Here is a 16,909-nt window from a genome sequence, read left to right as displayed (position 1 = left end):
CCGGGTGCGGGCGACCTGCCCGGACAGGCATATTGAGCCTCTCAGGTATGTCGCCCGCGCGGCGTACCAGGCCGCCGACGTCGACGCGGAGGATCCCATGGCGGACGAACGGGCCCGAGCGGCCCTGACCGATCTCATCGCCGGCCACCGGGTCGGCGTGCTCGCCACCATCAAACAGGACGGCCGGCCACAGCTCTCCAACGTGCTCTACGCCTTCGACCGCGAGCGGGAGCTGATCCGGGTCTCGGTCACCGACGGCCGGGCCAAGACCGCCAACCTCCGCCGCGACCCCCGGGCCAGCTTCCACGTCAGCAGCGACGACGGCTGGGCGTACGCGGTGGCGGAGGCGCGGGCCGAGCTGACCCCGGTGGCGGCCGGACCGGACGACCCCACCGTCGAGGAACTGATCGGGCTCTACCGGGCGGTGCAGGGCGAACACCCCGACTGGGACGACTTCCGCGCCGCCATGGTCGCCGAGCGGCGCCTCGTGCTGTGCCTGCACGTCGAGCGGGTCTACGGCATGCCCCCGCCCGGCTGAGGTCCCGGTCTCCTGACCGTCGAGGCGGCGGGCGGCGGCGGTGTGGCGGCGGCCCGGCGGGTATACCCGGCTCCTGCGTAACGCCGGCGACCGCAGCGCCGGCGGGAACGGGGGAGCCGATGGGGGCCGAGGGGGCACGACCGGGACCGGCCGAGGCGCAGGAGGAGGCGGCGCTGCGGTCGGACACCGCCCGGGCCGTCGGGTTCAGCGACGCGGTCTTCGCGATCATCGTCACGCTGCTGGTCCTGGAGCTCAACCCGCCCGAGGTGCAGCCGGGCGGGATGGGCCACGCCCTGGCCGAACAGTGGCCCACCTACCTGGCGTACGTGACGTCGTACCTGTGGGTCGCGGTGGGCTGGCTCAACCACAAGGGAACCTTTCACCGCATCCGCAGCACCGACCGTGGCCTGAGCTGGTGGAACCTCGCGGTGCTCTTCAGCACCGCGCTGCTGCCCTTCACCACGGTCGTCGTCTCCCGGTCGGTGCAGGCCGGCGACCGGGCCGACGAGATGGTGGCGGTGGTGCTGTACGCGGCGGTCGGGGTGATGCTCTCCGCCGCCTGGCTCGGGCTCTACCACTACCTCAGCCGGCACGAGGACCTGTTGCAGGAGCGTGTCCCGGCGCGGTTCTTCGCCGTCGAACGCGGCCGGGCGGTGTTCGGCATCGCCGGGTACGCGGTGGCCGCGCTGGCCGGTTCGCTGGGTGGCGTACCGGTGGCGCTGGTGATCTTTTTGCTGCTGCCGCTCTTCTACGCGCTCTCCAGCAACGGCTTCTACGACCTGCGGCGGCGGCTGCGGCGGCATCGGTGAGCCCGCGTTACCTGCTGCGGGGCGGCGGGTAGACGGGGCCTGCCGACACCGAGAGGGGAGCACCATGACAACGGTCGGAGAGTTCATGACGACCCGGTTGGTGACGATGGACGGCGACGACACGCTGACCGCGGCGGCGCAGGAGATGCGAGACAGCGCGATCGGCGACGTGGTGGTGACCGCGGGAGACGACGTGGTCGGCATCGTGACGGACCGGGACATCACGGTCCGCGGGGTGGCCGAGAGCATGGATCCGAACACCACCAAGCTCAACGAGATCACCAGCAAGGACGTGGTGACGGTCAGCCAGTACGACGACGCGGTCGCCGCGGCCGACCTGATGCGCACGTACGCCGTACGCCGGCTGCCGGTGATGGACGACGGGAAGCTGGTGGGCCTGGTGTCCATGGGTGACCTGGCGGTCGAGCGGGAGCCGCAGTCGGTGCTGGCGGACATCAGCGCCGACGAGCCCAACAACTGACCTGTCCGCCGCGGGCTGTGCCGCCGGCTCCCGTCCCGGGGGCCGGCGTCTGGCTGCCCGCCCTCAGGCCGGCTCCACCCGTACCGTCACGGCGGACGCCCCGCGGGCCAGCCGTACCGTCTCCGCCTCCGCCTCGATCCGCTCGCCGGCCCGGCGCGGCAGCCGGGTGAACGGGGTGACCGTCAGGTCGAGCCGGCCCCGACCGGACTGTTTCGCCCGCCAGGTGCCGCTGATCTCGCCGTCGACCAGCAAAGCGCCCGGGTTGCCGAGCATCCGCCACAGCTGTCGCTGGTGCGCCCGGTCGGGGACCAGGACGTCCCGGTCCCGTGCCTGGAGGAACGGGTCGCCGGTCGGCAGGAGGCGGACGCCGTCGAACGGCTCGGCGGAGCGCAGCGTTGCCAGGCGGTCGGTCGGCAGCCACGCCCGTCGGCCGTCCACCCGGACCTCGGTCAGCCCGGCCGCCGGCCACACCGCCCGCAGCTCGGTGGCGGAGGTGCCGAGGAAACCGGCCACGTCCGCCACGGTGGCCGGCCCGAGCAGGCGCAGGTACGCCAGCACCAGGCCCGCCGTGCCCACCGCCCGTCCGGGCGGCGCCGGCCGCTCGGCCAGCGGCGCCAGCCGGGCCCCGCGCCCGGACACCTCCAGCCGTACGCCGCCGGCCAGCCCGGCCTGCTGGAAGAGGGACCCGGCGACGTGCCGTGCCCCGCACGGCCCGCAGTCGTAGCTCAGCTCGGCGGGGATGCGGTCGCTGACCGCCCGGCTCACCGCGCCCTTGTCCATGGCGGCGGTGACCACCTCCCGGAAGGCCTGCGCGGTGCGCTGGAAGGCGGCCGTCCCGTGCTTCGTCGCCCCGTCGCGGATCTGCCCGGCCACGCGGCGGGCAGCGTCGGCGTCGCTGAGCGGCCAGAGCGCGGCGGCCAGCCCGGCCAGCTCGGCGCGGCGGTGCAGGTGCGGCGCGCCCCGGGCGGCCCAGACCAGCTCCAGCCGGTCGTCGTCCAGGTCGGTGGCCCCGCGGGCGGCCAGCGCCAGCCGTGCCGAGCCGTAGGGGGTGTCCTGCACGCCGAGGTCGAGCACCGCCAGGTCGGCCGGGCGCAGCCCGGGGCGGTCGAGCTGCTGCGCCGCGGCCCGGTACGCGAGCACCCGGCCGCGGTCGACCGTCGGCACCGTCGCCATCGGCCCCTCCCGTCGTCGTCCGTGCCGCACGCTACTGCGCCGGTACGACGTCCCACCCCGACTCACCCGAACCGGGCGAGGTTGACGGCGCGGGGGAGGGGGACCCGGTCGGCGTACGTCGTAATGCCGTGGATCGACGGGGGGAGTGGATGGTGGACCAGACCACGAGGTTCTTCGAGGATCTCGACCGGCGAGGTTACGAGCCCCTGCTGGCGAAGATCTCGGGGACGTTGCGCTTCGACCTGCACGAGGGGGCGCAGACCAGCCACTGGCTGCTCCGGGTCGACCGGGGCGAGCTGGGCGTCAGCCGGGAGGACCGGGAGGCGGACACCGTGGTCGGCACCGACCCGAGGTTCTTCGGGGACATGGTCGCGGGCGGCGAGAACGCCATCGCCGCGCTGCTGCGCGGCGACATGACCGTCTCGGGTGATTTGCGACTGCTGCTCCAGGTGGAGCGGATCTTCCCCGGTCCCGCCAGTTCCCGCGGCCCCCGTCACGAATTCCGCAGGGAGGCCCGCTGATGGCGCAGAGCAACACGATCCGGATCCTGGACGGCAACACCTTCGTCGTCTCCCAGGACACCGGCGACATCGAGGCGACGCCGAGCGAACCGACCGGGTTGTTCAACCTCGACACCCGCTTCCTGTCGAAGTGGGTGCTGACGGTCAACGGCGAGCGGCTCAACGCGCTCTCCTACGACGACCTGCAGTACTACGAGGCCCGGTTCTTCCTGGTGCCCGGCATGGCCACCCACTACATCGACGCCAAGCTGTCGGTCATCCGGGAGCGTGCCGTCGGCGGGAGCTTCCGGGAGCAGGTGACCATCCTCAACCACGACGAGAAGGCGGTGGACCTGGAGGTCCGGATGGACGCCGGCTCCGACTTCGCCGACCTGTTCGAGGTCAAGGACGAGGTCCTGAACAAGAAGGGCGAGAGCTACTTCGAGGTGGAGGCCGACCGGCTGCGCCTGGGCTATCGGCGGGGCAACTTCCGGCGCGAGACGGTCATCTCGGCGTCCCGGCCCGCCCGCTACGACAAGAACGGGTTCGCGTTCAGCGTCCACCTGGAACCGAACGAGGAGTGGGACACCAGCATCGAGGTGGACACGTTCGCGCTCGGCCCCGGCGGCCGGGACCTGCGGATGGGACTGCGGGCGCACGGCACCGAGCGGCTCGCCCTCCAGCACGACCTCGAGGAGTGGATAGCCAAGGCGCCCAAGGTCAACAGCGAGCATCCCGAACTGGCGTCCACCTACCGGCGCAGTCTGATCGACCTGGCCGCGCTGCGCTTCTCGCCGCTGTCCCTGGGTGGTCAGGCGCTGCCCGCGGCCGGCCTGCCCTGGTTCATGACGATGTTCGGCCGGGACAGCATCTTCACCTGCCTGCAGGTGCTGCCCTTCGTCCCCGACCTGTCCAAGACCACGCTGCGCATCCTCGGCGCGATGCAGGGCACCCGGTTCGACGACTTCCGGGACGAGGACCCGGGCCGGATCCTGCACGAGATGCGCTACGGCGAATCCGCCGCCTTCGAGGAGCAGCCGCACTCGCCGTACTACGGCTCGGTGGACGCCACCCCGCTCTTCGTGATCCTGCTCGACGAGTACGAGAAGTGGACCGGGGACGTCGCGCTGGTGCACGAGCTGGAACGGGAGTGCCGGGCTGCGCTGAAGTGGGTCGACGACTACGCCGACCTGGTCGGCAGCGGCTACATCTGGTACGAGCGGCGCAACAGCGACACCGGGCTGGAGAACCAGTGCTGGAAGGACTCCTGGGACTCCATCTCGTACCGCGACGGCACGCTGCCGCCGTTTCCCCGGGCCACCTGCGAGCTGCAGGGCTACGCGTACGACGCGAAGATACGCGCGGCCCGGCTGGCCCGGGAGATCTGGGGCGACCCGGCGTACGCCGACCAGTTGGAGCGGGAGGCGGCGCAGCTCAAGGAGCGGTTCAACCGGGACTGGTGGGTGGAGGACGGCGAGTACTACGCCCTCGCGCTGGACCCGGAGGGACGCCAGTGCGCCACGTTGAGCTCCAACATCGGGCACCTGCTGTGGAGCGGCATCGTCGACGACGACCGGGCCGAGAAGATCGCCCACCACCTGGTCGGTCCCCGGCTCTTCACCGGCTGGGGCGTGCGTACCCTCGCCGAGGGCGAGGTCCGGTACAACCCGATCGGCTACCACAACGGCACGATCTGGCCCTTCGACAACTCCTTCATCGCCTGGGGCCTGCGCCGGTACGGCTTCGCCGAGGAGGCCGGCATCATCGCCAGCGGGATCCTGGACGCCGCCCGGTACTTCGAGGGGCGGCTGCCGGAGGCGTTCGGCGGCTATCGCCGGGAGCAGACCAAGTTCCCGGTGGAGTACCCGACCGCGTGCAGCCCGCAGGCGTGGTCCACGGGCACACCCCTGCTGCTGCTGCGCACCATGCTGGGGCTGGAGCCGCACGAGGGGCACCTGGCCGTCGAGCCGATGCTGCCGGCGGGGATGGGCCGGATCGAGGTGCTGGACATCCCCGGTCGCTGGGGCCGGGTGGACGCCTTCGCCCGGGGCCGGCTGGAAATGGACAAGCTGGGCGACTGACCCGTTGTGCCTGCTCTCCCGCCGCCCGCTCAGGGCTGGTGGGGGAGCAGGCAGAACTCGTTGCCCTCGGGGTCGGCGAAGACCGTCCAGCCGGGCAGCTCCCGGACCACGGTGGCGCCGGCCTCCAGCACGGCGGCCCGTTCCTCGGCGTCGCCGACCAGGTCGAGGTGGATCCGACCGGGGGCGGGCAGCTCCGCCAGCGGCGAGATCCACACGTCGGGCCGGTGCCGGTGCGGGTCGCGCAGCAGCACCGACTCGCCCGGCGCCAGCGACCGGTCGGCGAGCTTCGCCTCGTCCTCGGCCACCACCGGCAGCCCGGTGACCACGCTCCAGAAGGGCGCCAGCAGGTACGGGTCACGGCAGTGGATCACGATGGAGTGCAGCTCCGGCATGCGTCGACGGTAGCCCCGCCGGCTCGCTGCGGGCGGATGATTCCGGAGCCGGTCAGCGGGCCGGCAGGACGGTGTCGAGGAACGCCGCGGTGACCGCCCGGACGTCCGGCCGGTCCAGAGCCAGGCCGTGCCCGCCGTGGGTGACCCAGGTGTGGGTGGGGTGGCCGGCGGCGACGAGCGCCCCGGTGAGCGCGACCGACTGCGCCACCGGTACGGCCGCGTCGCCGGTGCCGTGCACCAGCAGCACCGGCACCCCGTTGCCGAGGTGACTGGCGACGGTCGAGTCGACGGTGCCGGGGTCCCCGGCGGCCGGCGAGTGGCCCAGCAGGTCGGCCCACGGGTCGTCGTCGGCCCGGGCCCGCCGCCACTCGTCGTCCAGCGGGTCGCTCACCGGCCAGTACGCCAGCCCCGCCGCCACGTCGTCCGGCCGGTCGACCCCGCGCAGCGCCAGGTGCAGAGCCAGGGTGCCGCCGGCCGAGTCGCCCGCGACGAGCAGCGGCAGACCGTCGGCGTCGTCGCGGGCCGCCCGCGCCGCCCGGCGTACGTCGTCGAGCTGCGCCGGCCAGTGCGCCTGGTGGGAGAAGCGGTAGGTCGCCGCCACCACCCGCAGCCCCAGCCCCGCCAGGGCGGCGCCGTCCTCGTCCGACCGGCCACGCCAGCCGCCGCCGTGGATCCAGAGCACCACCCCGCGTTGCGTCATCCCGCCATCCTGGGTCGCGCCCAGCGCCTCCGGCCAGCCCTTCTGCCGGCGGCAGAGCGGCGGTCGCGGGCCGGGGACACCGGGGGCGGCGGTTCGGCCCTACGGCTGCGTAACCTACGCGGGGTAAAGTTGGCGAATGTCGGAACTCGTGTACCCCCCTGTGATCGCCGCCGCCAAGACGATGTTCCGGGTCCTCGACCTGCGCCTGACCATCGAGGGCAGCCACCACGTCCCGCGTACCGGCGGGGCGGTGCTGGCCAGCAACCACGTCAGCTACCTCGACTTCATCTTCTGCGGCTACGGCGCGCACGAGTCCCGCCGGCTGGTCCGGTTCATGGCCAAGCACGAGGTCTTCGCGCACAAGGTCTCCGGCCCGCTGATGCGCGGCATGAAGCACATCCCGGTGGACCGCCGCGCCGGCGCCGGGTCGTACAACGCGGCGGTGGGTGCGTTGCAGCGCGGCGAGGTGGTCGGCGTCTTCCCCGAGGCGACGATCAGCCGCTCGCTGACGGTCAAGGAGCTCAAGAGCGGGGCCGCCCGGATGGCGCAGCAGGCCGGCGTCCCCCTGCTGCCGGTGGCCCTCTGGGGCACCCAGCGGCTCTGGACCAAGGGCCGGCCGAAGAACCTGACCCGCCGGCACACCCCGATCACCATCCTGGTCGGCGAGCCGATGGACCCGGCGGACTGGCCGGACGCCAACACCATGACGGTCGAGCTGAAGAGCCGCCTGTCGGCCCTGGTCGACCGGGCGCAGCAGGAGTACCCGGACAAGCCCGCCGGCCCGGAGGACGCCTGGTGGCAGCCGGCCCACCTGGGCGGCACCGCCCCCACCCTCCAAGAGGCCGCCGAGCTGGACCGTCGCGGCCGGCGCACCGCCACCTCCTGACCCCGCCGAGCCTGCCGCCGCCATCGGCCACCGTTGACGGCGGCGGGCCGGTGCCAATGTCTCGGCGAGACGCTGTGGAGCTGATGTCGTCGACGACTCACCGGACAGCCACGCCCCGGTCGGCCCCGTGCCTAGCGCTGCGGCCGGGACGGGCCGGGTGGCCGGATCCACCTGGCGAACCCCACGCGGCGCGGCGGACGTGACTGCTCGCGTGCCGGCCGATCTCCTGCCGGACCGGTGCGGGCGTTGAATCGTTGCCGACATCAGCTCCACAGCGAGTGCGGACCTACCTTTGCCTCGCCGGATTCCCTCGGGGAGGGGACGGGGCGGTGGCCGGATCGTTCCGCACCCGGGCAGGATGGTGTCTGCCGCCCCGGCAGCCACCCGGTCAGGATCAGATCCATGAGCAGAGCAGCACTCGTCGTCATCGACGTCCAGGAGTCCTTCCGTCAGCGACCGATGTGGGCCCACGCGTCGCAGCCCGACATCGTCCGCCAGGTCGACCGGCTGGTCGACGCCGCCCGCCGCCGGGGCGACCTGGTGGTCTGGGTCCTGCACGCCGAGCCGGGCAGCGCGGGCGTCTTCGACCCGGCGCTCGGCCACGTCCGGCTGATCGAGGGGCTGACCCCGGTGGCCGGCGAGCCCACCCTGGTCAAGACCGCCCACAACGCCTTCACCACCACCAACCTCCAGCAGATCCTCACCCTGGCCGGCATCCGCGACCTGACCGTCTGCGGCATCCGCACCGAGCAGTGCGTGGAGACCACCACCCGGATCGGCTGCGACCTCGGCTACGAGATGACCTTCGTGACCGACGCGACCGTCACCTTCCCGACCCCGCACCGGGACCTGCCGTCCACCGCCACCGTCGAGGAGATCCTCGCCGACCCGCGCACCCTGTCGACCGAGGAGATGATCGCCCGCACCGAGTACGCCCTCGCCGGCCGCTTCGCCACCGTACGCACCGTCGACGAGGTGACCGGGGCGAGCCCGGTCGGCACGCGGAGCTGACGGCGTGGCCCGGGTCGTCTTCCTGCTGGTCCCGCAGCTGCACCTGCTGGACCTGGCCGGCCCGGCCCAGGTCTTCTCCACCGCCGCCGACCACGGGTACGACTACCGGCTGCACTACGTCGCCGAGCGGGACACCGTGCCGACCGTGCAGGGCGTACCGCTGGGGGCCGCCACCGGGTGGCCGGAGCTGGACGCCGACGACCTGGTGGTCGTACCCGGATGGCGGCCAAGGGCGCACGGCCCGGCGGGGCCGGTCGGCCGGGACGACCTGCGGCGCCTGGCCGAGCACCACGCCCGCGGCGGCACGGTGGCGAGCGTCTGCGCCGGCGCGTTCGCGCTCGGCCGGGCCGGCCTGCTGGACGGCCGGCGCTGCACCACCCACCACGACGTGCAGGACGACCTGGCCCGGGTCTTCCCGGCCGCCCGGGTGGTCCGTGACGTGCTCTACGTGGTCGACGATCGGGTGGTCACCTCGGCCGGCATCGCCAGCGGCATCGACGTGGCGCTGCACCTGGTGGCCACCCGGCACGGCCCGGCCGCCGCCGCCGGGATCGCCCGCACCCTGGTGGTCTACGCCCGGCGCAACGGGCACGAGCAGCAGGCCAGCGCGATGATGCGGTACCGCTCGCACCTGTCCGACGCCGCCCACCGGGTGCAGGACCTGATCGACAGCCGGTTCTCCGAGCCGCTGCCGCTGGCCGACCTGGCCGCCGCGGGCGGGGTCGCCGAACGCACCCTGACCCGGCTGTTCCGCCAGGCCACCGGGCTCACCCCGCTCGGCTACCAGCAGTTGCTCCGGGTCGAGCGGGCCGAGCATCTGATCGGACACGGCGCCACCGTCGAGTCCGCCGCCCGGGCCGTCGGGTTCACCGACGCCCGGATGCTGCGCCGGCTACGCGCCCGGGCTCACTCGCCGACCGCGTCGAGCGCGGACGCCGTCGGCGCGCGGTAGTAGTCGTCCCGGGACAGGAACTCCACCGGCAGCGAACCGGGCAGCGTCACCCGGGCCGCGCCGCCGAACGGCCCGGACACCGCCCGCCGGGCCAGCTCGTCCCGCTCCGGCGGGGAGAGCTCCACCAGGTCCGGATGGGCCAGCCGGAAGGCGGCCACCGACCGGCGGACCAGCCGGGCCAGCTCCGCCACCGTGTCGAGCGGACCGCCGAGGGCGAGCGCCGGCTGCTGGATGGTCCGCAGCGCGTCGCAGACCACCAGCAGCTCACCGTCGGGCGCCCGGAGCCCGGGCCCCGCCACGGCGGGCCCGGCCGCGGGTGGCAGCAGCTCCACCCGGGACGGCCACTGCCAGCGGATCTGCCCACTGACCAGACGGGACAGCCGCAGACCGCGCCGGTGCCGGGCACCGTCCCGGCCGTCCCGCCCGGAGACCACGGACAGCTCCGCGCCGGCGCACACGTACGCCAAGCGGCGGTCGGTGACGGTCACCGTGGCCGGCGCGGGCAGCACCCACTGCCGGCGCGCGCCGGTGGGGCTGAGCAGACAACCGGCCACCGGGGTACGCAGCCGCCGCAACACCCGCTCGCCCGGCTCCGGCACCAGCTCGTAGCGCCGGTCCAGCACCGGTCGGAGCTCGTCGTCCGGCGCGTCGAAGCGGTGCGGTGCGATGAAGAACGGAGCCGCGTCCTCGCGCATCGTCACGACCTCCCCGGGCAGTTGGCCTCCTGCCGGTAAGCGTCGCCGAGCCCGCCGGGCCTGTCATGACAGCCGTTAGGGGGTCGGCCAATCGGCCGCCGCCTGGGACCGGTAGATGCCGATCTCCTCCGGTCGGACGAGACCGTCCTCGATCGCCCGGGCCAGCAGCGCCGCCTTGGTGGCCGCCGGTCGGCCCGCCCGGGTGTACTTGATCCGCGCCCGGTCCACGTACTGCTTGACGGTGTGCTCGCTGATCCGCATCCGGCGGGCCACCGACGCCTTCGACATCGACTGGAACCAGAGCAGCAGCGCCTCCCGTTCCTTGTCCGACAGGGTCGGCCGGTCCGGGCGGGGGTCACCGACCATCGCCCCGGCCAGCGCCGGTGGCACGTACGGGCGGTCGCTGGCGGCGGCCAGGACGGTGGCCACGCAGTGCTCCCGCCCCTCGTGCTTGGCCAGGAACGCCGCCGCCCCGGCGTCCAGCGCGGCCAGCATCGTCGCCGGGTCGGTGTGCTCGGAGTAGACCACCACCCGCCGGCCGGCGGCGCTCAGCTCGGCCAGCTTGTCGATCACCATCCGCCCGTGCAGGCGCAGGTCCAGCAGGACCACGTCGGCGTCCGGGGCGTCCCGCAGCACCTGGTCTGGGTCGTCGCCGGTGGCCAGCACGCGCAGCCGGGGCTCGGTGGCCAGCCAGGCGCGGACCCCGTCGATCACCACCGGGTGGTCGTCCACGATGGCCACTCCGACCGGCCCGTTCCCGCTCACGTCCTGCGCCACCGGGTCTGCGTCCACCTGATCTCCCCGTCCCGCTCCTGCACGTGCTCCACCTGGCCGTCGTCCTCGACGCGGCTCGGCGGACCGGTCGCCCCCGGACCGTCCACCTCGGGGGTGACCAGGCTGACCGCCACCTCGTCCGGGCCGGCGACCACGGTCAGCCGGGCCCAGCGCGCCGCCTCGGCCAGCGCGGCGGTGGGCGGGTCGACCAGCCGGCGGCGGACCTCCACCGGCAGCGGCGGAGGCGTGCCGATGGCGACGAGATCGATCGGCAGACCGTTCCGCTCGGCCAGGTCGGCGGCGGCGCGCAGCTCGTGCAGCAGCGGGTCCGGCACGTCGTCCGACTCGGCGATCAGCCGGCGCAGCCGGGCCGCGGCGAGCACGCACCGGCGCTGCACCAGCGGGTCGGCCGGGTCGGCGCGCCCGTCGGCCAGCTCGGCCAGCACCTCCTCGGCGACCCCGCTGACCAGGGCGAGCCGGGCCCGCCGCTCCCGCCCGGCCCACTCGGCCGCGTCGCGCTCGGCGGCCACGGCGAGGGTGGCCGCCGCCGTCGCGGCGCGGTCCCGGGCGAGGCGGGCGATCACCGCCGCGCCGGTGAGGAAGGCGATCGGCAGCGACGAGGTGCCGTAGACGTACATCGCGTACCGGGTCAGGTCGGCGGGGGCCGTCGCCTCGTACCCGAGCAGCGCGACCAGGGCGATCAGCGAGTGGGCGGCGAGCAGGGCGGCCAGCCAGGGGAGCCGCCGTCCCCAGAGCGCCACCACGAAGAACCAGCCGAGGGTGCCCCAGACCCAGTTCGCGGCGGTGAACAACTGCGCCCGCCCGGCGGCCGCGAAGACCACGGCGTCCACCGTCAGCAGCACCACGACGAGCGGCGGCACCGGCGGTAGGCCGCCGCGCAACAGCCGGGCGCCGGCGTACCCGCCGGTCGCGGCGACGACCAGCCAGCCGGCCCCGACCACCGCCGGCGCGGCCAGCTCCGACCAGGCCCCCAGCAGCGCCGGCAACCCGATCACCGCGTGCCAGACCAGCGCGATGGCGACCGCCGCGATCCGGGCGCCCCGGTCCGAGGCGCGGGCCACGTCCACCGCCCGGACGTCGTCCGGTCGCGCAAGGCTCGCAGGGGACGGGCCAACCCGGGGTACGGCGACCGGGGCGGCGTCGAGGTCAGCCGACATGCGGCCATTCCAACCGGATGCGGGTGCCCTCGCCAGGGTCGGAGGTCACCTCGGCGCGCCCGCCGATCTCGGCCAGCCGCCCGCGTACCGACTCGCGCAGCCCGTACCGGTGGGCCGGGACGGCGGCCGGGTCGAAGCCGGGACCGTCGTCGACCACCTCGACCACGACGGTCTCCGCGTCTCCGGTCAGCCGCAGCGTGACGGTCGCGCCGGGCGCGTGCCGGGCCACGTTGGCCAGCGCGGCGGCGGTGGCGTCCGCGAGCGCCGTGGCGACCGGCGCCGGGGCCGTGCGGGGTGCCAAGTCGGCGGTCACCGTGAGTTCCGGGTGCGCGTCGCGGACCGCCCGCAGCCGCTGGTCGACCGCGACCCGTCCCTCGACCGGCGCGGACCGCGCGTCGGCGAGCCCGACGAGGGTACGCAGGTCCGCCGCGGCCCGCCGGCGCAGCGCCGGTGATCCGTCGGTCACCGCGCCCAGGCCGACCATGGTGAGCGTGCCGAGGACGGTGTCGTGCAGGTCCCGGTTCTGCCGCCGCTCCGCCTCCCGGGCGGTACGGGCGAGCAGCGCGTCCCGGCGCAGGCCCTGGTACTCGGCGAAGGCCCGATCGGCCCGGCCGATGCGCTGGCGCATGACGGCGGTCATCATCGCCGCCAGCCCGGTCTGCCCGAGCAGGGTCGCCGCGTGGGCGGTGCCCTCGGCGGCGTTGCCGGCGGCGGTGGCACCGGTGGCGTAGGCGGCGGTGACCAGCAGACCGGCCGGGACCGACCAGCGGGCCGGTGCGGTCGCCTGCGCGTTGATCACCGTGGTGCTGGCCAGCACCGCGATCCAGCTCCCCTCGCCCGGCAGCACCTCCGGCGCGACCATGTGGGGGATGAGCAGGCACGCCGCCGTGGTGAGCGCGACGTCCCCGGCGACCAGCGCGCTGCCGATCCCGGTGCGCAGTGCGCGGACCGCGTACCCCACCGACCAGGTGGTGAGCACCGCGACCGCGACCAGCAGCGCCCCGGTCCGCACCGGCGGGGTGCGCACGGCCAGCGCGGTGACCGCCCCGACCAGCCCGCAGGTGATTCGCAGCAGGGCCGGCAGGGTGGTGAAGATCAGCGTGAACGCGCCACCGGCCGGCCGGTCCAGCAACGACGGCGGCGAGGTCGGAGCTGGTACGACCGACATCCGGGCGTCCTTCGGGCAGCGACCCGTCCGGGTCCGCACAGCGGTGGATCGACGACGGAGAATAGCACGCAACGTCCGTTCCGATCACCTTCGGTAGGCGTCGTGTCGCTGACAGGTCAACGGGTCGGCTCGGCGTCGTCGGCGTGTGACGTATCGGGGGAGGCCGGCGCTGAGGTGCACGAAAGGTCAAGTGATCTCCGACGTCGGGCGGGGCACGACACTCCCACCCCCCTGCCCCGCCCCGGCGTCGGCCAGGCCGCGTCGCACCGACCGCTCACCCCCCAGCCGTCGGTGCGACGCGAGCCGACCTTGCCGGCGAGGTAGTACGCCCCGTCAGGTCTGCGCCCAACCGGCGGTGTTGCTGACGGACTCCCGCGAGATGCCGGAGCCGGTGTCGGGCCACGCCCCGAAGCGTTCCTCGTGCAGGTGGGCGAAGAAGTAGCACATCTCCTCGCAGTCGGCGTCCAGCACGGCCTTCCCCGGGTCGGCGGCCACCGCCTCGTAGAACTCCCGGCCCAGCGCGACGATCCAGCCCCGGCAGTAGAGGAAGCCGTCGTCCGAGCCGTCGGTGACCTCGTGGACGTCCTCCCGGTCGATGTCGTACAGCTTCCGCTCGACCACCCGGTCGAGGTCGGTCAGCTCCCGGCCGGACAGGTCGGCGCAGAGGACGCGGAGGTTGGCCAGGAACGGATCGAGCCAGTCGTCGATCGCGTACGGGTCGACGTCGTCGACCTCCGGGTCGCGGGTCGCCAGGGCCCGGCGCAGCGCCGCCGGCTCGGGACCCAACCGATCCCAGGCGGCCTCCACCAGCGCCCAGAAGCGGGCCTCGTCATCCACAGTGGGCAGACGCGTTTCCTCTGTGGTCTCGGTCACCGGCGGAGGGTAGCGGGCCGGACCGACAAACCGGTCCCGTCGCCGGGGCGGTGGCGGGCACGGCCGCAAACCGGTTGCCCCGCTGACACGGCCGCCCCAGTATGACCCGGATGAGCGCGATCAAAATGCATGCCGACGAGGTCGAGACCGACGTGGACCTCGTGCGTCGCCTGCTGGCCGGACAGTTCCCGCGCTGGGCCGAGCTGCCGATCCGTCCGGTCGCCTCGTACGGCACGGACCACGACATCTACCGGCTCGGCAGCCAGCTCGTCGCCCGGCTGCCCCGGATCGGCTGGGCCACCCGCCAGGCGGCGAAGGAGGCGCAGTGGCTGCCGAAGCTCGCGCCACACCTGCCGCTCGCGCTGCCGGTGCCGGTGGCGATGGGTCGTCCGGCGGAGGGCTATCCCTTCGACTGGTCGGTGTGCGAGTGGCTGCCGGGGGAGAACGCGAACGGCACCATCCACGACCTGGAGCAGGCGGCGGTCGACCTCGCCGCCTTCGTGACCGCGCTGCGCCGGATCGACACCACCGGCGCCTTCCCGCGTCCGCCCCGTAGCCGGGGAGGCGCGCTCGCGGAGTTCGACGAGTCGGTGCGACGGTCGGTGGCGCAGCTCGGCGACCGGATCGACGGCGCGGCGACCCTCCGGTCGTGGCAGGAGTCGCTCGACGCCCCCGCGTGGGACGGGCCGGAGGTCTGGGTACACGGCGACCTGCTGCCGGGCAACCTGCTCGTCGTCGACGGCCGGCTGTCGGCGGTCATCGACTTCGGCGGCCTCAACGTCGGTGATCCCGCCTGTGACCTGCAACCGGCGTGGAACGTGTTCGCGGGCGCCAGCCGCGCACGGTTCCGCGCCGAACTCGACGTGGACGACGCGTCGTGGCTGCGCGGGCGGGGCTGGGCGCTCTTCCAGGCCGTGTCCGCGCTGCCCTACTACTGGGAGACCAACCCCGGCATGATCCGCCAGGCCTCGCACGCCTTGACGCAGGTCCTCGGCGACCACTGACCCGTCCGGGCTGCCCGTTCCGGCTCAGTTGACCGGCAGCACCTTCGGGCCGCCGCCGGCGATCGACCGGGTGACCTTGCGGCCACTGGACCAGTAGTAGCAACGCACCCCCCGGTCGCCGCGCGCCCACAACTGAGGCGACGGCAGACGGTACGCGGTGCCGGTGCGGTACCGCAGGTTGCCGTCGACCGGCACCTTGGCGTACCGGGCCACGACCGCGCGGCACCCGGCGTGGATGGTCTTTGCGTCCCGGCCGGTGACCTCGTAGGAGCGGTCCGGGGCGGTCCAGATGCCGGCGTACTCGAACTCGTGTGCCTTGGTGCACGCGGCCGGCCGCAGCCGTCCCCAGTCGTCCTCGTTCAGGCAACCGTGGTTCAGCGGGGAACGGCTGCCCACCGTGTCGCGCAGCGTGCCGGCCCGGCCGATCGCCCGGTCGCTGTCGCCGTTGGCGCCGTCCACCTCGTCCAATTCGAAGATGTCGCAGCGGTACCAGCGGCTGCTGCCCGTCCAACCGGGCGGCGAGGCCGGCGCGACCTGCACCGACAGGCGGGCGTCCCGCCAGTCACCGCCCACGAACCGCTTGGCCCGCGTGTCGCAGTCGGCGAAGGCGGCGCGCATGGCGGACGACTCCACCTTGGGCGGGATGGGCCGCGCGGCCAGGGCGCCGGTGAAGGTGCCGACGTGGAACGTCTCCACCAGGTGGAACCTGGTGCAGTCCACCGGGGCGTAGCTGGAGAGGTACGCGGTCGCCTCGGGGATCAGGTGGCACTCGCCGGCCTGCGGGCTGAACTGTCGCGCCGCCGCCATCGGCCGCCAGTCGTCGGTGAGGTCCGCGTCCGTGCCGGCCGGTGCGCCGCAGCCGGTCAGCACCATCGTGATCAGCGCAGCCGTGACCGCCGCCCTGCCCTGGCTCCGCATCTGTTTCCCCCGTGTCCCCGTGACGACGGGCGCAGCATATGGCACCGCCGCCGCGGACGGGCAGCCGTACTTCGGGTCCGGTTGGGCTGTGCGGCCGAACAGCCTGCGATACGGTCGGACGCTGTGACCGCGCCTGAGATCACCGTCGCCACCCCGGAAGACCGTGAACGCGTCATCGGCTCGCTGGTCGCCGCATTCACCAAGGACCCCGTCCTGCGGTACCTGTTCCCCGACGATGCGACCTACCCGCGGTACGCCGCCGCCTTCTTCGGGCACCTCTTCGACAAGCGGGTGGACAAGGGGACTATCTGGACGATCGAGCGCGGCGCGTCGGTCGCGATCTGGGAGCCTCCCGCGATGCAGAGCGAGTGGCCGGACGACGACCTCGTCGCCCAACTGCCTCCCGACGCACTGGCCCGCGCCCATGTGTACGACGAGGCCGTGCACGCAGCGCTGCCGACCGCTCCCTATTGGTACCTCGGCGTCCTGGGTACCCATTCGCAGAGCGCCGGCCGCCGCTGGGGCCACGCCGTCATGAGAGCCGGACTGCTCCGTGCCGCCGCGGACGGCCTGCCGGCGATCCTGGAGACGAGCAACCCCGACAACGTCGAGGTGTACGGCCGCGCCGGCTGGGAGGTGGTCCGCGTCTTCACGGAGCCTGTGCCCACCTGGATCATGCGGCACGCGGGGCCCGGCCACTTTTCCCCAGCGACCTAGTAGTGCTTTGTTAGGTCGGCGTGTCGTTGGGGTGCGCGAAGTGGTCCGGGTAGTTCGAT

General features: G+C 73.9%; 19 protein-coding genes. 10 read left to right on the top strand and 9 right to left on the bottom strand.

Going from position 1 to position 16,909, the window contains the following annotated elements; genetic code table 11:
- The first annotated feature begins 97 nt into the window (after positions 1-97).
- From V6U88_RS00095 to V6U88_RS00085, 3 genes are all read left to right on the top strand, one after another.
- Positions 98-538 (top strand): PPOX class F420-dependent oxidoreductase, encoded by a 441-nt coding sequence (locus V6U88_RS00095; protein ID WP_334448810.1) that lies wholly within the window; start codon positions 98-100, stop codon positions 536-538.
- Positions 539-657: 119 nt separating this feature from the next.
- Positions 658-1,347: a TMEM175 family protein gene (locus V6U88_RS00090; protein WP_334448809.1), complete on the top strand. Its 690-nt coding sequence runs from the start codon at positions 658-660 to the stop codon at positions 1,345-1,347.
- Positions 1,348-1,411: 64 nt separating this feature from the next.
- A complete protein-coding gene (locus V6U88_RS00085; RefSeq protein WP_334448807.1) occupies positions 1,412-1,828 on the top strand; it encodes a CBS domain-containing protein in 417 nt (138 codons plus the stop codon).
- A gap of 63 nt (positions 1,829-1,891) precedes the next feature.
- Here V6U88_RS00085 and V6U88_RS00080 read toward each other — a convergent pair whose 3' ends face one another.
- Positions 1,892-3,001, bottom strand: a complete 1,110-nt coding sequence (locus V6U88_RS00080; RefSeq protein ID WP_334448806.1) for a DNA glycosylase AlkZ-like family protein — start codon at positions 2,999-3,001, stop codon at positions 1,892-1,894.
- A 149-nt stretch (positions 3,002-3,150) separates the two neighbouring features.
- On the opposite strand from V6U88_RS00080, the gene V6U88_RS00075 reads away from it, so the two are divergent.
- Positions 3,151-3,522 carry an SCP2 sterol-binding domain-containing protein gene (locus V6U88_RS00075; RefSeq protein WP_334448804.1) on the top strand — a complete coding sequence of 124 codons (372 nt, stop codon included), beginning with the start codon at positions 3,151-3,153 and terminating at the stop codon, positions 3,520-3,522.
- Positions 3,522-5,582, top strand: a complete 2,061-nt coding sequence (locus V6U88_RS00070; RefSeq protein ID WP_334448802.1) for an amylo-alpha-1,6-glucosidase — start codon at positions 3,522-3,524, stop codon at positions 5,580-5,582. The genes V6U88_RS00075 and V6U88_RS00070 overlap by 1 nt, the downstream gene beginning before the upstream one ends.
- A 29-nt stretch (positions 5,583-5,611) precedes the next feature.
- Here the strand turns inward: V6U88_RS00070 and V6U88_RS00065 are convergent, their stop codons facing one another.
- Both V6U88_RS00065 and V6U88_RS00060 read right to left on the bottom strand, forming a co-directional pair.
- Entirely contained in the window at positions 5,612-5,974 is a 363-nt protein-coding gene (locus V6U88_RS00065) for a VOC family protein (RefSeq protein ID WP_334448800.1), read from the bottom strand.
- Between the two features lie 52 nt (positions 5,975-6,026).
- Positions 6,027-6,674: an alpha/beta hydrolase gene (locus V6U88_RS00060; protein ID WP_334448798.1), complete on the bottom strand. Its 648-nt coding sequence runs from the start codon at positions 6,672-6,674 to the stop codon at positions 6,027-6,029.
- A 136-nt stretch (positions 6,675-6,810) separates the two neighbouring features.
- Here V6U88_RS00060 and V6U88_RS00055 point away from each other — a divergent pair, with 136 nt between their 5' ends.
- From V6U88_RS00055 to V6U88_RS00045, 3 genes are all read left to right on the top strand, one after another.
- Positions 6,811-7,560: a lysophospholipid acyltransferase family protein gene (locus tag V6U88_RS00055; protein WP_334448796.1), complete on the top strand. Its 750-nt coding sequence runs from the start codon at positions 6,811-6,813 to the stop codon at positions 7,558-7,560.
- A 402-nt stretch (positions 7,561-7,962) separates the two neighbouring features.
- Positions 7,963-8,571, top strand: a complete 609-nt coding sequence (locus V6U88_RS00050; RefSeq protein WP_334448795.1) for an isochorismatase family protein — start codon at positions 7,963-7,965, stop codon at positions 8,569-8,571.
- Between the two features lie 4 nt (positions 8,572-8,575).
- Positions 8,576-9,523, top strand: coding sequence for a GlxA family transcriptional regulator (locus tag V6U88_RS00045; protein ID WP_334448794.1), 948 nt, complete (start codon positions 8,576-8,578; stop codon positions 9,521-9,523).
- On the opposite strand, the gene V6U88_RS00040 is transcribed toward V6U88_RS00045, so the two are convergent.
- The 5 genes from V6U88_RS00040 to V6U88_RS00020 all read right to left on the bottom strand — a co-directional run bounded on the left by V6U88_RS00040 (position 9,478) and on the right by V6U88_RS00020 (position 14,211).
- Positions 9,478-10,218, bottom strand: coding sequence for a hypothetical protein (locus tag V6U88_RS00040; RefSeq protein WP_334448792.1), 741 nt, complete (start codon positions 10,216-10,218; stop codon positions 9,478-9,480). The two genes, V6U88_RS00045 and V6U88_RS00040, sit on opposite strands and share 46 nt — an antisense overlap.
- Positions 10,219-10,293: 75 nt before the next feature.
- Positions 10,294-11,010, bottom strand: coding sequence for a response regulator transcription factor (locus V6U88_RS00035; protein ID WP_334448791.1), 717 nt, complete (start codon positions 11,008-11,010; stop codon positions 10,294-10,296).
- A complete protein-coding gene (locus V6U88_RS00030) occupies positions 10,980-12,170 on the bottom strand; it encodes a hypothetical protein (protein WP_334448790.1) in 1,191 nt (396 codons plus the stop codon). Before V6U88_RS00030 ends, V6U88_RS00035 begins: the two co-directional genes overlap by 31 nt.
- Entirely contained in the window at positions 12,160-13,338 is a 1,179-nt protein-coding gene (locus V6U88_RS00025) for a sensor histidine kinase (protein WP_334448789.1), read from the bottom strand. The genes V6U88_RS00030 and V6U88_RS00025 overlap by 11 nt, the downstream gene beginning before the upstream one ends.
- Before the next feature lie 333 nt (positions 13,339-13,671).
- Positions 13,672-14,211 carry a DUF4240 domain-containing protein gene (locus V6U88_RS00020; protein WP_334448787.1) on the bottom strand — a complete coding sequence of 180 codons (540 nt, stop codon included), beginning with the start codon at positions 14,209-14,211 and terminating at the stop codon, positions 13,672-13,674.
- Positions 14,212-14,321: 110 nt separating this feature from the next.
- Here V6U88_RS00020 and V6U88_RS00015 point away from each other — a divergent pair, with 110 nt between their 5' ends.
- Complete coding sequence (locus tag V6U88_RS00015; protein ID WP_334448786.1) at positions 14,322-15,215, top strand: aminoglycoside phosphotransferase family protein; 894 nt, start codon at positions 14,322-14,324, stop codon at positions 15,213-15,215.
- 24 nt (positions 15,216-15,239) lie between these two features.
- Here the strand turns inward: V6U88_RS00015 and V6U88_RS00010 are convergent, their stop codons facing one another.
- Positions 15,240-16,133, bottom strand: a complete 894-nt coding sequence (locus V6U88_RS00010) for a septum formation family protein (RefSeq protein ID WP_334448785.1) — start codon at positions 16,131-16,133, stop codon at positions 15,240-15,242.
- 123 nt (positions 16,134-16,256) lie between these two features.
- Between V6U88_RS00010 and V6U88_RS00005 the strand changes: the two genes are divergently transcribed.
- Complete coding sequence (locus V6U88_RS00005; RefSeq protein WP_334448784.1) at positions 16,257-16,850, top strand: N-acetyltransferase; 594 nt, start codon at positions 16,257-16,259, stop codon at positions 16,848-16,850.
- The last annotated feature ends 59 nt before the right edge of the window (positions 16,851-16,909 follow it).

Source organism: Micromonospora sp. CPCC 205739, assembly GCF_036906795.1.
In the GTDB taxonomy this organism is placed as follows: Bacteria; Actinomycetota; Actinomycetes; order Mycobacteriales; family Micromonosporaceae; genus Micromonospora.
This window is presented reverse-complemented; position numbering and strand designations above follow the sequence as displayed.

Bases quoted from the DNA above. Each gene is read 5' to 3' on its own strand.
- V6U88_RS00090 (WP_334448809.1), top strand. From the start codon at position 658: ATGGGGGCCGAGGGGGCACGACCGGGACCGGCCGAGGCGCAGGAGGAG.
- V6U88_RS00065 (WP_334448800.1), bottom strand. From the start codon at position 5,974: ATGCCGGAGCTGCACTCCATCGTGATCCACTGCCGTGACCCGTACCTG.
- V6U88_RS00055 (WP_334448796.1), top strand. From the start codon at position 6,811: ATGTCGGAACTCGTGTACCCCCCTGTGATCGCCGCCGCCAAGACGATG.
- V6U88_RS00015 (WP_334448786.1), top strand. From the start codon at position 14,322: ATGAGCGCGATCAAAATGCATGCCGACGAGGTCGAGACCGACGTGGAC.
- V6U88_RS00060 (WP_334448798.1), bottom strand. From the start codon at position 6,674: ATGACGCAACGCGGGGTGGTGCTCTGGATCCACGGCGGCGGCTGGCGT.
- V6U88_RS00025 (WP_334448789.1), bottom strand. From the start codon at position 13,338: ATGTCGGTCGTACCAGCTCCGACCTCGCCGCCGTCGTTGCTGGACCGG.
- V6U88_RS00085 (WP_334448807.1), top strand. From the start codon at position 1,412: ATGACAACGGTCGGAGAGTTCATGACGACCCGGTTGGTGACGATGGAC.
- V6U88_RS00030 (WP_334448790.1), bottom strand. From the start codon at position 12,170: ATGTCGGCTGACCTCGACGCCGCCCCGGTCGCCGTACCCCGGGTTGGC.
- V6U88_RS00095 (WP_334448810.1), top strand. From the start codon at position 98: ATGGCGGACGAACGGGCCCGAGCGGCCCTGACCGATCTCATCGCCGGC.
- V6U88_RS00075 (WP_334448804.1), top strand. From the start codon at position 3,151: ATGGTGGACCAGACCACGAGGTTCTTCGAGGATCTCGACCGGCGAGGT.
- V6U88_RS00050 (WP_334448795.1), top strand. From the start codon at position 7,963: ATGAGCAGAGCAGCACTCGTCGTCATCGACGTCCAGGAGTCCTTCCGT.
- V6U88_RS00080 (WP_334448806.1), bottom strand. From the start codon at position 3,001: ATGGCGACGGTGCCGACGGTCGACCGCGGCCGGGTGCTCGCGTACCGG.
- V6U88_RS00010 (WP_334448785.1), bottom strand. From the start codon at position 16,133: ATGCGGAGCCAGGGCAGGGCGGCGGTCACGGCTGCGCTGATCACGATG.
- V6U88_RS00040 (WP_334448792.1), bottom strand. From the start codon at position 10,218: ATGCGCGAGGACGCGGCTCCGTTCTTCATCGCACCGCACCGCTTCGAC.
- V6U88_RS00070 (WP_334448802.1), top strand. From the start codon at position 3,522: ATGGCGCAGAGCAACACGATCCGGATCCTGGACGGCAACACCTTCGTC.